The following is a 14,664-nucleotide window of genomic DNA, read 5'->3' as shown; positions in this document are numbered from 1 at the left end:
AAAAGTAGCCACTCATCCCATAAAGGGACGAATCGACTACTTTTCGCGGTACCACCCAGTTTCAATGTATAACAAATACATTGCACTCGCAGACTATATCGGATCAATCCGAACGGCATTACCCGTTAGCCAGGGCACTGGAATAAAAATCTTAGCGATTCACACCAACCATCGCTTCTCTGAAAGATTCAGTATAGGTACTCTCTTGGCTTTGTTTATTTATCTATATAGTAATTTAAAATTACCAAAAATTCAAATTAATAATGATAATGTCTCTTAGTATGTTCAACATCAATATCGTCTAACTTCAAGAACTTCGTATGGTGACGGATCTTGTAGTATGCCCAGCAGACAAACAAGACGATAAGTCCACTATAACTGATCAACAAACGCATAACGTTGAAATCAACTAATGAACGAATATCCTGACCAATTATGATAATAATTCCCAGAATAATAGCGAGGATTGGACCAAATGGGAACCACTTAGCCTTGTACTTCAAATCATCCAAGCTGTAGCCCTTATTCATATATGCTTTTCTGAAACGATAATGTGAGAACGCAATACCGATCCAAGCAATGAATCCGGTCAAACCACTGGCAGCAACCAATAATTCATAGAATGAATCACCATACAAACTAGTGAACAATGCGGCTCCACCGACTAAGGCTGTAAGTAAGAGTGAGAATACTGGAACACCACGGTTATTAGTTCTCTCAAAGGCATGTGGTGCCATATCATTCTTACTCATTGACCAAAGCATACGACTAGCAGCATAAAGTCCAGAGTTAGCGGCAGAAATAACAGATGTCAGAATAACAGCATTCATAATACCAGCAGCTAACGGAATACCTACCTTCTTGAAGACGATAGTAAATGGACTAATTGCAATATCCCCAGCCTCTGAACCCAAAAGGTTAGGACTTGTATAAGGAATAATTGCGCCAATAACGGCAATGGATAAAATATAAAATAGAAGGATTCTCCAGAAAACTTGTTTGATAGCCTTAGGGATACTCTTCTCAGGTGTTGCGGATTCACCAGCAGTGATACCGATCAATTCAGTACCCTGGAACGAGAATCCAGCAACAACGAACACACTCAGTACCGCCGGTACTCCACCAACGAATGGTGCGTGCTTATACGTATAATTGCTTAAACCAAGTGCATGACCATCACCACCAAGGATACCCATTATTGTCAACACGCCAACGATCAAGAAGACAATAACAGCAGTAACCTTAATAGATGATAACCAATATTCAGTCTCACCAAATGAACCAACTGAAACCAAATTAATAATTAATAGAACAATCAGGAAGCTCAAACTAATCTTCCACGATGACCAACTCGGGAACCAATACTTAACAACAATCGAAATAGTTGAAAGATCAACAGCTAACGTAATTGCCCAGTTAAACCAATAGTTCCACCCTAAGGCGAATCCAAAGGCAGGGTCAATAAACTTAGTAGCATATGTAGCAAAAGACCCTGAAACAGGCATATAAGTAGCCATCTCTCCTAAACTAGTCATTAAAAAGTAAACCATGATACCAATGGCGACATAAGCCACCAAAGCTCCTCCGGGACCGGCTGTCGAAATTGACGAACCACTAGCAACGAAGAGTCCAGTACCGATTGATCCACCAAGAGCAATCATGGACAGATGTCTAGTTTTCAACGACCGATTTACATCAGTATTTTCCATTTTTTTCGTTTCCCCCATCTTGGATTTTACAAAAAAATCCTTATTACCAGAAGAAACTACTGACAATAAGGATTATGTTTTCATCCAAATGATCAATAGCTCAACGCACCAACGTGCGACAGTCCGTTACTTGTTAAATAACGGCCCAACTATCTTACCAATAGGAGTAACATAATTTCGGCATTGTCACCTTTTACACTAAATCTTTGTACCCTATCGTACTCAAAAGTGCTAATTATTGACAATGCGCCTCTATCTGATTACAAAATATTATAAATAAATGTTACCATAGTAGCAAGTAGTGTCACAAATTAATTGTGTTTTATTTAATACGCCAGAGTCGGGGGAATCGAACATGTTGGAGCAAGTTTTTTTAGTTAAACAAGATGTTGAAAAATATCGTATGCTCACGGTAATCAAGTCATTGCCACCTCAAGAGCTAAACCTTAGCAATATTAGTAATCGAATGCAATTTACATATCAGAAGACTTATAACATCTTCCAAGCATTGCTAGAAGATATTATGGATGTTGCTCCGGATATGGATCCAAAAGTCACTAAGATCGAATCTATTGATTTCTCGAAGATTGCAATCGATACATACAGATTGTATTTGGTCCAAAACTCTATTGTCTTCCAAGCATTTAATTACGGACTAACTAACGCTAATCCCTCTTTCGATGCTTTTAGTAACGAACACTTCACTAGCAAGTCGACCCTAAACCGAAGAATGTCTGCTTTTAGATCATTTCTAAAAAACTTCGGCTTAAAAATCTCCAACTCTACATTGGAGATCAAGGGAGACGAAAAAAGTATCCGTTGGATGGCATACTTTGTCTACTGATACATATATCATGGGCAAGAATGGCCATTTCCATTAATTAAGCAAGACGATATAGACGACATTATTGACCGCTCTGGCAAGACTTTCAGTAACCCTATAACTTATATTCAGCTTGAATATTTCCTAGCCATATCGCGTATTAGGCTGACCAAACGCAATTATATTACTAACATGGACACTTATAATGACGTATTTGGTAACCAAAAGCTCGGTGAAGATGTTCTTCGTCGTGAAGATTACACAATCGTTCCAATCAATGCACTAGATAACGAGAATAAATTGCTTAACTTATTCCATAAGATGGTCTTCCAACCAAGTGCTGAAATTTACGCACAACCAATGAACTTCGATGTCAGAATTAATCCTAAGTTTTATGCTTTGGTTTATCACTTTATAGACTTCTTAAAGGAACACTATCGTGATGACATGACCGTTTATCACAACCAAAAAGTTCTAAAGGATATTATGACCTACGTTTCACGTGATATTATCTTCTACTACATAATGGCTAATGACGAAATTATCAAGGGAAGTTATTATGATAAGAATCCTGAAGATACCAAGACACTATCGTCTCTGTATCAGAACGTACTCGGATTCTTTGCGAATGTTGATGATGATGAATATCACGGTGTTCATAATGCTGCCGAAGCTATTGCACATGACTTATATCAGATTCTGCCAAGTTACATCAATACCATTCAAAAAGAAGATTATATCCATGTCAAAGTACTGGTTGATCCCGGTAATGCAGCTGAAGAAGTAGTCCTAAGAAATGTTAGAACGCTGGAATTCGTTCAAGTTGTTCCAAGTGACCAATACGAAGATGTTGACGTATTGATCTCAACACTTGATATTTTACCTAGAGATTACGAATTAGAGTTGTATCCAAAAGGGATGCAAGTTATTCCTTGGAACATTACCAATACACGTACTGATTATATCTGGCTACTGGTTCGTTTGAATCAAGTTTACGTTGATAAGCTTAAGAACCGTGATGCTGATAAAAAGAAAACAAAGACAAAAAAATAAGCCTCTCGGCTTATTTTTTTTGACTAATAATCTTTGACAACTGATACATCTGCGGCTTTAACCCATTCATCAGTTGCTACACGGTACATTTGTACCCCATTAATTACAGCCAACTTATCAGTTCTCCAGCCACTATTAGCCTTCAACTGTCTATTAGTTACAGCATTGCCACGTTCGTTATAAACCGTAACGTTGTAATTATTAGTTTGGACAACAGCATGTATTGGCGTGTACTTAAATACATCACTTGAACTGACAAACTCATTTCTACCAACACGATAGTATTTAACACCATTCATGTAAGTATAAACGTCAGTTACCCAACCGCTTGATAGACGAAGTTGGCTATCTAACTTAATTTGATGTGCATTAAGCAAGTCCTTATTGGAGTCATTATATGTCTCAATATATCCATCATCTGAATTATAAACATACACATCATCCATCTTGACCCACTCATTAGAAGCTACACGATAGTATGAAATACCATCCTTAGTCATCTTCTTATCAGCGTGCCAATCAGTGTTTGATTTCAATGCACGATACGAAACTAAATTACCATTAGAATCATACAATTGAACAGCTGGTCTATCCGCAAAAGTTGCCAAATCGATATTCACATTAGATGTCTCTTTTGTTGGTGTGGGCGTTGAAGAACCTCCACCACCATTGTTTGTTGGCGTCTTAGTGTATGTTACATATCCCGCATTATCTGGATCATTAACAGTAATTGTTCCATCTGCATTGACCGTTACATCAACTGTAGCTTTATCTGAAGTATAACCTGCAATTGTTGGAACGGTGACATTAAATTGGTCACCAGGTTTTCCTGAGATATTTTCAACTATTTGATCCCCTTGATTAGACTTGATTGTTACGTCGGCTGTAACAGTGTCGGGAGTATTTTTGGTATAGTGAACTGCTCCTGTAGTGGTTATCTTACCTTCGCTATCAATTGAAATGGGAATTGTATTGTCATTTGTCGAATAACCATCCTTTGATACAGACTTCGAAATATCATAAGCAGGATTTGTGGATCCATATGCTCCTGTTACGTCTGGAATCTCAATACTGCCATCTGGTGTGCCGTCATCATACTTCGTCGTAACTGTTAGAGATCCTTTTGCTTGGAGCCTCTTGTATTCAATCGCACTGGTTGCTGTCAAGTTACCTGTATCATCAACTGAATACGTTACTGACTTGGTATCTGTTGTGTAATTCTTTGGTACCGGAAGATTTGTTACATTTTCGGAATTACCTGTGGATCCATATGTTCCAGATACATCCGGAATCTCAATACTACCATCTGGTGTGCCATCATCATACTTTGTTGTAACTGTTAGAGGTCCCTTTGCTTGAAGCCTCTTGTACTCAACAGTACCAACATTCAATGTACCATCATTACCAATCGAGTAATTTATTATTGGATTGTCTAATGAATAATTTGTTGGTAATGGATATTTGGTAGTATCGGATATATCTATTGTTCCCTTTGAACCAAAATCGCCCGTTATTTCACCAAGATCCAACGTACCATCTGGTTCTTCTCCATCGTCATAATGTGTCTTTGCTATTACATCAAACGTGGACTTCCTATAGACGATACTATCACCTGTAATGAAGTCATTATCACCATTAATTTGAGCTGCTATAGATGTCGTATAATTTCCATCTTTATCCTTTTCAAGTTTTTCTGTATTGTTCTTGTATGGTGTATAACCATCTACTGCTGGAACAGTAATGTTCACAGTTAGTGCATCGCCAGGTACTCCAGATAAGTTATCAACTTGTATACTGCCTTCATCTGCTTTGTCACTATATGAGGTGGGTACTTCTACTGTTCCGCTTACTTTATCTCTCTTATAGTGGATTTCAGCTGATGTTGATACTTCCCCATTCTCATCAATTGTGAAGTCTACCATTGTCTTATAGATTCCACTTCCATCTGCTACAAGCATCTCGCCATTCTTGTATGGCGTATAACCATCCACTGATGGAACTGTTATTTCAACACTTGATGGAGTATTTGGCAGTTCATTTACATCGGTCGTTATCGGTATTCCTTCTCCTTTATCATCATATGAAGTCGGTACCTCTAACATGCCACCTACTTTATTTCTTATGTAGTTGATAGTATCAACGCTCAGGTTACCATTACTATCAATAGAGTAATTTATTATTGGATTATCTAGTGAGTAATTAGCTGGTAATGGATATTTCGTAGTATCAGATATATCTATGGTTCCCTTTGTACCAAAATCACCAGTTATTTCGCCTAGATCCAATGTGCCATCTGGTTGTTGATCATCGTCATAATGTGTCTTTGCTATCACGTGACCGATGAATGAAGACTTAACGTAAGTGATAGTATCACTTGTACTAAAATCATTCTCACCATTAACTTGTGCTGATACTGAAGTCGTATAATTTCCATCTTTGTCTGCAACAAGTTTTTCTGTACCATTCTTATACGGTATGTAACCAGCAACTGCAGGAACAGTGATATTCACGGTGAACGTACCTCCGGGTACTCCAGATAAGTTATCAACTGGAATACTGCCTTTATCTGCTTTGTCACTATATAATGTTTCCACATCTAAACTACCAGATACTTGAGATACTAAACGGACATAGGTCTCAGCAACTGCTGGCATGGTTGAATAAAGCGTCATTATCTGAGCAGCTGTATATTTTTTACCTTGAGGATTGCTCTCAGTACCGGAACCCACAGCCTGCCAATCACCGTCGATAAGAAATGCTCTACTACTAAGCCCTGTACTCTTACCTAATTTAATTTTATACAAGTTGGTTCCGCCTAACATACCATTCGTTGATGCAGTCTGGCCTGCTAATGAAGATGTATCAAAACTGGATAAATCTAAGCTTTCTAGAGAATCATCAAAGGCAAACATTCTCGGCATATAAGTTACTTTACTAGTATCAAACTTAGATATATCTACACTCTTTAATTTTCCCATCTCATCAAACATACCACTCATATCAGTGACATTAGAAGTATTAAATTTATCTGGATCCCACAATATACTTTCCACGCTAGAAGCATACTCAAACATACCTTTCATGTCGGTAACATTGCTTGTATCAAACGATGATAAATCCAACTTATTTAAGAAAGAAACATAATAAAACATAAAGCTCATATCTGTAACCTTTTCAGTATTGAAAGATGACAAATTTAAGTATTCCAAAGAACCCATCGCATGGAACATATCACTCATATTTGTAACATTACTTGTATCCCAGTTTGAAAGATCTAGCGACTGTATTTTTTTACAATTTGAGAACATATAACGCATATTTGTAACATTACTTGTATCCCAGTTTGAAAGATCTAGCGACTGTATTTTTTCACAAGTTGAGAACATATAACTCATATTTGTAACATTACTTGTATCCCAGTTTGAAAGATCTAGCGACTGTATTTTTTCACAAGTTGAGAACATATAACTCATATTTGTAACATTACTTGTATCCCAGTTTGAAAGATCTAGCGACTGTATTTTTTCACAAGTTGAGAACATATAACTCATATTTGTAACATTACTTGTATCCCAGTTTGAAAGATCTAGCGACTGTATTTTTTCACAAGTTGAGAACATATAACTCATATTTGTAACATTGCGTGTGTCTAAATTACCTATGCCATCAATTGATGTAACATTGGACATTCCACTAAATAAATAGCTAGAATCCGAATTAGCGATTGCACCAGGATCGATTTTGACTGTAGTTATATCATTTAGATGTTCACTTTGCCTCCAATTTGCAGATCCTTCTGGTCCTAATTCGCCAGCACCTATATGAAGAGTTCCGCCATTATCAATATACCAGCTAGAATCACCAAACTTACCACCATCATCCAAATTGTCAGATTCAGAATTTACATCTGAAACGGTAGCGGTTTTCTGAGCTACACTTTGAGTATTCATTTGAGATGCTGAATCAGCTGAAACAGTACTTGAATCAGGATCATCTTCTAAGGGTTTTGAAGCCACTTCAGGCTTTGCTACTTCATTCTTTGCTGTTTCAACGGCGGTATAATTAACCGATTCATCAGTAGTAATAGTGCCATCATCATTTACATTAGCAACTATCATACTTTTGTCAGCTCTATACCCTTCTTTAGCTGGTACAGCAATAGTTACGGTTTGTCCTACCTCACCTGTAACATTGTTTACAGTCTCTTCTCCTAAGTTAGAGTTTATCGTTACATTGGCTGTAGCAGATTTCGACTGCTTTGGTTCAGTACCAGTATTAACTACAGAATCAGAATTAGATACATCCGATGTTCCTACTACATCTGCGTTAACATCTAACCCAGTAACTGCACCTCCCAAAAGAACGCCGGCAAACGAAAGGGCAGATACCACTACCCACTTTTTGCCAGATTTTATCATTTTCTTTCTAACGACCGCATTTGGATCGTGTTTCAGTTGTATAAATCTCATAAAAAGTCTCCCTCCAATTTATGAAAAAATATTATAAAAATATTTATCATACGCTATTATTATGACAGACTTTTAATAATTTTAAAGTCATCAATTAGATATAATTTAAATAAATGGTCAAAAAATAGGCATACTCATTGAGGATGCCCATGTGTTAAAATCATTCATTAATAATATTTAACAAAAAATCATTCTTTGACATTCAGTACATCAATGGCTCTAACCCATTCATTAGTGGCTACACGATACATAGTCACGCCATTAATAACCGCTGATTTATCAGTTAACCAACTACTATTAGCCTTCAACTGCCTATTAGTTACAGCATTGCCACGTTCATCGTAAACAGTGACATTGTAATTATTAGTCTGAACTACAGCACGTAATGGGATGTACTCAAAAGCATCATTGGTGCTAACAAATTCATTACTGCCAACACGATAATACTTAACACCATTCATATAAGTAGAAATATCAGTCACCCAATCGCTCGTTGGACGAAGCTCTCTACTTATTTGTTTTTGATGAGCATTGAGTAAATGCTTGCTAGAATCATTGTAAGTCTCAATAAACTTGTTGTTCGAATTATAAACGTAAACATAGTTCATCTTGACCCACTCATTAGAAGCTACACGGTAGTATGAAATACCATTCTTAGTTAACTTCTTGTCAGCATACCAACCAGTGTTAGGCTTCAAGGCACGATTAGTAATCAATTGACCATTCGAATCATACAACCTTGCGGCTGGTTGATCAGCAAAAGTAGCCACATCAATATATACATTAGATATTTCTTCTGTTGGTGTAGGTGTTGATAAACCTCCTCCACCATTGCTTGTTGGTATCTTAGTGTATGTTACGTAGCCTGCATTTTTTGGATCATTAACAGTAATTGTTCCGCCTGCATTGACTGTTGCATCAACTTCTGACTTATCTGAAGTGTATCCTGCAATTATTGGGACCTTAACTTTTAATGGTTTTCCAGGTGTTCCTGGGACATCTTTAACTGTTTGGTCCCCTAGGTTTGACTTGATTGTTACATCGGCAGATACCTCTTCATTATCTTTCTTGTAGAAGATATCTGTAGCTGAGAAACCACCCTCATCATTTTTTGTAATGTTTACAGTAGTTGATTTAGGTGTGTAACCTTTGTAATTAGGCAGCAACTCACTAACATCGTAGTTATTAACCTCTTCAGAAATATCAGGAATTGTATACTGCCCCATAAATTGTCCGGACTCATTGAGTACTCTTGCAATAACACTAGTAATAACAACATCTGGTTTGTAAATAATACTATCTTTCGTTATAAATGTATTCGGTTCATCAATTGTACCTGAAACTGTTGTTGAATAATTTCCAGAATAATCTTTAACAAGTTTTTCATTTTCATTCTTATACGGTGTATATCCTTCAACTGCAGGTACAACTACCGTCGTTGTAAAGTTATTTCCAGGTACGCCTTGAATATTTCCAGAAGTAATAGTACTTGGTTCTTTTGAATTGTCGCTGTATGAGGTATCTACTGAAGTTGTGCCATTGACCAATCTAACATAAGTTTCGGCAACAGATGGCATTGTTGAAGAATAGCGTTCCATAATTTGATCTGCAGTTAATTTTTCCCCTTGAGGATCATTCTCAGTACCAGATCCAACTGCTTGCCAATTTCCTGGTGTTAAGGCTATCGAAGTATCCACACCCGTGTACGCGCCAAACTTTATCTTGTACAACTTAGTTCCGTACAGCATACTATTAACTTGTTCATTCTGACCAGCCAAAGAACGAGTATCAAAGCTGGATAAATCTAAACTTTTTAGAGATGAATCACTATTAAACATTGTTCGTATAGAAGTTACTTTACTAGTATTAAACTTGGACGTATCTATACTCTTCAATTCAGGTAACCTATAAAACATAGAAGCCATATTTGTGACATTAGAGGTATTAAATTTATCCGGATTAATTATTATTTCTTCCAATTTCATGCTACCAGGTCTGCTTAAATCGGGGCCTGAAAACATGCCAGACATGGTTGTAACTTTACTTGTATCAAACGATGATAAATCTAACTTCTTTAAAGAAAAATCAGCAATAAACATACTTCCCATATCTGTAACATTTTCAGTATTGAAAGATGACAAATTTAAATCTTCCAAAGAACTCATGCCATTGAACATATAATGCATATCTGTAGCGTTACTTGTATTCCAGTTGGAAAGATCTAGCGATTGTATTTTTGAAGCGCCTGAGAACATCGAATACATATTTGTGACATTACTTGTATCTAAGTTACCTATGCCATCAATTGATGTAACATTTGACAATCCACTAAATAAAGACTCCGAATTAGCATTGGCAATGGCACCAGCATCTATTTGAACAGAGTTAATATCACTAAAATGTGTGCTACTCTTCCAATTTGTAACTCCATACGATCCCAATTTACCAGCACCTATATGAAGAGTTCCACCATTATCAATATACCAACTGGAATAACCAAATTTACCACCATCATCCAGATTATCAGCTTCAGAATTTATATCTGAAGTAGTAGCAGCTTTTTGAGCTACACTCTGAGTATTCATTTGAGATGCTGAAACATCTGAAATAGTACTTGAATTAGAATTACCCTCTAAGGGTTCTGAAGCTATTTCGGGTTTTGCTACCTCATTATTTTCTGTTTCAACGGAAGTATAATTAACTGATTCATCAGTAGTAATAGTGCCATCAGCATTTACGGTAGCAACTATCATACTTTTATCAGCCCTATAACCTTCTTTAGCAGGTACAGTAATAGTTACAGTTTGTCCTACTTCACCAGTAACATTGTTTACAGTCTCTTCTCCTAAGTTAGAGTTTATCGTCACATTGGCTGTAACAGATTTCGACTGCTTTTTTTCAGTACCAGTATTAACCACAGAATCAGGATTAGATATATCTGATGTTCCTACTACATCAGCATTAACATCTAATCCAGTGAGTGTACCTCCCAAAAGAACTCCGGCAAACGAAAGTGCGGATACTACTGCCCACTTTTTGCCAGATTTAATCAGTTTCTTTCTAACAACCGCATTTGGGTCGTGTTTCAATTGCATAAATCTCATAAAAAGTCTCCCTCCAATTTATGAAAATATATTATAAAAATATTTATGATACGCTTTCATTATGACAGACTTTTAATAATTTAAAAGATATAAATTATCTATAATTTAGGCAAAGGGTCAAAAAAAATAAGCCAAAAGGCTTATTTTTTAATATTATCTACGACTTCTAGTTCTCTTACCATGTGAACCCGTCTTATTGTTACGTTGTGAATAATACAGGAACATCCACAAAGCAACTAGAATCAAAGCAACAATTCCAACAATGATTATTATCCATTGATTGCTCTTGCGGCTAACCTTCTGTTCTGCTTGTTCCGATATATAATCAACATCACTCTTACTTACAGAAATGGTCCTAGTAAAGGTTTTTTCATAACCAGCTTTGCTCTTAACAGTAATGACACCTTTGTATTTACCAGCACTTAAATCTTTTACAGGAATAAAATAATCAAATTTAGAATTAGGTGCTATTTGAAGATTCTTAGCGCTGTATTTCGTAGTATCACTATTGTGATAAATTTTAGCACTTAAAGTAACTTCATTAATATTGATTGGTGCAGAATTATCCAACGTATAAGCAATACCAGAATTACCAGCTACAGACTTAGGCTTAGCATTGGTCATATGCATGTCAGGAACTACTCCATCATCTTTAGAGCGAAGAACGACTCCCTTAACATATCTAACTTGATTCTTAATATTGATATTCTTAGATTTTGTAGGACTTACATTAGCGGTTGTAGTTACGCCGCCCAAGATAATTCCAGTATATTCATTGGCCGGCGACTTAACTTTAAAACTAACAGTCTTAGCCTGTCCAACTTTTAAGTTTACAGAGGTCTTACGTTTACCCTCAACCAATGAACTTAATGAAGGATTCTGATTCTTAAACAATTTAACATTGTACTTATCATAACCAATAACACCAGAGTCAGCCGTGTATGCATCATTAACCTCGGCCTTCACCTTAATTGGTTCACTACCAGTATTGATAATCATAACTTTTAGATCTTGATCCTTATTAGGCTCAACTTTTAAATCAAAATATGATTCATTCTTGTCAATTTGATTATCCGGTAATACTGCTTGAACTGAATAAGATTTATCAGCAGCAGCACTTACCCTGTTAACCGGATATATGAGACCCACAAGAAATAATAATATCGTAAATAAAAATATACTTTTTCGTTTCATATTAACTCCTATTCTGGTGCCAAATTCCCCAAAAGATTAATACGATGAGAGATACTAAGACTAATACAATCAATATATAAGTAATTGTCTTATCATAGACTAGATTTTTGCAACGTGAATTTATATCATTAGCTTGCTTTTCAGTAATAGTATAAGTCTTTTTGAAATTCCAGACAGCTTTTCCACTTCTTGCCACACCATCAACTTTATACTTGCCAGGAGTGATAGGTGTTTGATTTTGATTAAAATCAATTGGTATTTTTGAGTTTGGAGCAACAGTAGGATAAGTTAAATCTGCTGTCATTTTCTTAGGACCCAAATTAAAGCGATCAAGCCAGCTTTTACGTTTAACAGTTGCATGAATAATTACTTTTTTCATCATACCCGGTTGATTGTTCTGAAGATTAACATATACATGCGGCTGATAGTTTTCAGCAGCCAACGATAAACTATGTAAACTTAATATTCCACCCACTGGTTTGTTATCCTCTGTTATCCAAACTGGGACATTAGCGGTTCCCTTAGCTGCACGATAAGTATCGTAAATATTGAAACCACCCATTATTAATCCCTTTAATTTTTTATCAGGAATTTTTACTTTGAAAGTAAGATCTTTTGTCTGATTTGGTTTTAAAGTTACTATTTGAGACTTAGTCATATCTGCAAAAGCAGATTGTAATCCATAATCCCCTGTTTTTATATTTTCAGTATAAGCTATCTTACCGTCAGAGGAAGTTGTTGCATTGGTCGGTACAACTTTTAGCCTTAGTCTTCTAATACCAAAATTACTAATGGATATTTTTAGCTTTCTTTCTCCGCCGTTCTTACTAATTATTTGAAACCTATCGGTAATATCAGAATCACCAATCAGAGGGGTAACAGTTACACCGTTAATATCTGCCTGCACCGTTTTTGTTGTCACAAAAAGGAACAACATAAAAAAACCAATTACAGATAATAAATAAATAATTCTTTTTTTCATTTTCTTACCCCACAAACCAAGATATGTATATATCAATAATACTAAAAAAGCTGTTCCAAGTCTTGGAACAGCTCAATTTAATTTTTTATTTATAAATATTAACGACGGCGTTTTCTTGGTTGATTGTTTGTTCCATTATTACCACCATTGTTATTCTTATTATTTCTCTTACCCAAGTAAATACCTAATCCTAAAATAATAGCTAAGGCTAAAATTGCAAGAAGAATATACAACCATAGATAATTAGGCTTGATACCAGCAAGCTTATTATACTTAGCAGCATCTGAGTTAGTAATAGTAAAGTCTTTATTAATAACCCAACTCTTTATACCACCAGCTGTTTTATATGTAAGCTTTAAATGATATTCTCCAGATTGCAAAGCTTTCTTACCCCAAGAAATAGAATAATCATAATTTGATGTTGGAGCAATATTCTGAGATCCATTAGCAGTCTTGATTTTAAATGATTTATCACCCTTTTTAGTAACTACAGCAGTAGAGTCTAAAGCACCGGAAAAACTATTTGTTGAATTGTGAACATTGGCCAATACTCCTGGAGTTTGTCCCTTATCTGATGTTACAACTCCCGGTCTAACAGTTCTAACTGAATATTTAGGTTCTACAGTTTCATTTCCAGTTTGTTTAATCTGTATAGGAATTGAATAACTAAATTTATTCTTAATCAAAGTACCGTTTGATGAAACAGTACCTTTTGCCTTTTCCTTATATGGGCTAACATTAAATCCACCTAGAAGGTAACCATTAAAGTTTTTCTTGGGGATTGTGACTGTTGCAGTAACTGTTGCGCTAGACTTACCAGGAATAGTTATTGTCCCTTTATTTGGTGTTATTAATTTTCTGGTTTGAATTTTTAACGATGGATCAGTTACTTTTGTTTTATCATATCCTATAGATCCACCAGAAGCAGTATATGCAGTATTTGCATTATATAAGAAAGTTCTCGTTTTGCTTTCTTGGTTAACAATCGCAAGTTTAACCTCTACCTTTTTTCCAGGCTCTCCTGTAATCACATAAGACTTATTATCTAAATTTACGTTATCATTAGAATCACCTGCGACTTGAAGTGCATATCCTCCATTAACAGCCGCATTTACAGTAAGATTGTTATTTAATCCAACTGTCACTATACCAACTAAGATTATTGATATAAATGTAAAAAAACTCACTACCCTTTTCATGCTATATCCTCCATTACTAAAAACACATCCATTATAGGATTATTATAAAGCAAAGAGTCTGGGACAAAACTCTAGACTCTAAAAAAAGAACCATCAAAGAAATCTAATGGGATTTCTCTGATGGTTCTTTT

Annotated in this window: 8 protein-coding genes and 1 riboswitch; of the genes, 2 read left to right on the top strand and 6 right to left on the bottom strand. The window is 35.8% G+C overall.

The genetic code is table 11. The features are described 5' to 3' along the window. Window positions 1-257 precede the first annotated feature (257 nt). Complete coding sequence (locus EKM79_RS03780) at window positions 258-1,709, bottom strand: amino acid permease (RefSeq protein WP_125566046.1); 1,452 nt, start codon at window positions 1,707-1,709, stop codon at window positions 258-260. Between the two features lie 88 nt (window positions 1,710-1,797). Continuing rightward, a riboswitch (Lysine riboswitch) is annotated at window positions 1,798-1,972 on the bottom strand. A gap of 92 nt (window positions 1,973-2,064) precedes the next feature. Here EKM79_RS03780 and EKM79_RS12355 point away from each other — a divergent pair. Both EKM79_RS12355 and EKM79_RS12350 read left to right on the top strand, forming a co-directional pair. Then, entirely contained in the window at window positions 2,065-2,553 is a 489-nt protein-coding gene (locus EKM79_RS12355; protein ID WP_246005617.1) for a helix-turn-helix domain-containing protein, read from the top strand. A gap of 171 nt (window positions 2,554-2,724) precedes the next feature. Continuing rightward, window positions 2,725-3,585: a hypothetical protein gene (locus EKM79_RS12350; RefSeq protein WP_246005616.1), complete on the top strand. Its 861-nt coding sequence runs from the start codon at window positions 2,725-2,727 to the stop codon at window positions 3,583-3,585. 23 nt (window positions 3,586-3,608) lie between these two features. On the opposite strand, the gene EKM79_RS03770 is transcribed toward EKM79_RS12350, so the two are convergent. The 5 genes from EKM79_RS03770 to EKM79_RS03750 all read right to left on the bottom strand — a co-directional run bounded on the left by EKM79_RS03770 (window position 3,609) and on the right by EKM79_RS03750 (window position 14,533). Beyond that, entirely contained in the window at window positions 3,609-8,054 is a 4,446-nt protein-coding gene (locus EKM79_RS03770) for a BspA family leucine-rich repeat surface protein (protein ID WP_125566044.1), read from the bottom strand. A 188-nt stretch (window positions 8,055-8,242) separates the two neighbouring features. Beyond that, window positions 8,243-11,158: a BspA family leucine-rich repeat surface protein gene (locus EKM79_RS03765; protein WP_125566042.1), complete on the bottom strand. Its 2,916-nt coding sequence runs from the start codon at window positions 11,156-11,158 to the stop codon at window positions 8,243-8,245. Window positions 11,159-11,311: 153 nt separating this feature from the next. Beyond that, window positions 11,312-12,352 (bottom strand): DUF916 domain-containing protein, encoded by a 1,041-nt coding sequence (locus EKM79_RS03760; protein ID WP_125566040.1) that lies wholly within the window; start codon window positions 12,350-12,352, stop codon window positions 11,312-11,314. Between the two features lies 1 nt (window position 12,353). Continuing rightward, the gene (locus EKM79_RS03755; protein ID WP_125566038.1) at window positions 12,354-13,334 is read right to left on the bottom strand and encodes a WxL protein host-binding domain-containing protein; all 981 of its coding nucleotides are present in this window, start codon (window positions 13,332-13,334) and stop codon (window positions 12,354-12,356) included. Between the two features lie 98 nt (window positions 13,335-13,432). After that, window positions 13,433-14,533 carry a DUF3324 domain-containing protein gene (locus EKM79_RS03750; protein WP_125566036.1) on the bottom strand — a complete coding sequence of 367 codons (1,101 nt, stop codon included), beginning with the start codon at window positions 14,531-14,533 and terminating at the stop codon, window positions 13,433-13,435. Window positions 14,534-14,664 lie beyond the last annotated feature (131 nt).

It is taken from the genome of Companilactobacillus insicii (assembly GCF_003946015.1).
GTDB classification, from domain to species: Bacteria; Bacillota; Bacilli; order Lactobacillales; family Lactobacillaceae; genus Companilactobacillus; species Companilactobacillus insicii.
Note: the sequence above shows the minus strand (reverse complement) of the source record. Positions and strands in the feature narration are given on the sequence as shown.

Bases quoted from the DNA above. Each gene is read 5' to 3' on its own strand.
- EKM79_RS03765 (WP_125566042.1), bottom strand. From the start codon at position 11,158: ATGAGATTTATGCAATTGAAACACGACCCAAATGCGGTTGTTAGAAAG.
- EKM79_RS03780 (WP_125566046.1), bottom strand. From the start codon at position 1,709: ATGGAAAATACTGATGTAAATCGGTCGTTGAAAACTAGACATCTGTCC.
- EKM79_RS12350 (WP_246005616.1), top strand. From the start codon at position 2,725: ATGGACACTTATAATGACGTATTTGGTAACCAAAAGCTCGGTGAAGAT.
- EKM79_RS03755 (WP_125566038.1), bottom strand. From the start codon at position 13,334: ATGAAAAAAAGAATTATTTATTTATTATCTGTAATTGGTTTTTTTATG.
- EKM79_RS12355 (WP_246005617.1), top strand. From the start codon at position 2,065: ATGTTGGAGCAAGTTTTTTTAGTTAAACAAGATGTTGAAAAATATCGT.
- EKM79_RS03770 (WP_125566044.1), bottom strand. From the start codon at position 8,054: ATGAGATTTATACAACTGAAACACGATCCAAATGCGGTCGTTAGAAAG.
- EKM79_RS03750 (WP_125566036.1), bottom strand. From the start codon at position 14,533: ATGAAAAGGGTAGTGAGTTTTTTTACATTTATATCAATAATCTTAGTT.
- EKM79_RS03760 (WP_125566040.1), bottom strand. From the start codon at position 12,352: ATGAAACGAAAAAGTATATTTTTATTTACGATATTATTATTTCTTGTG.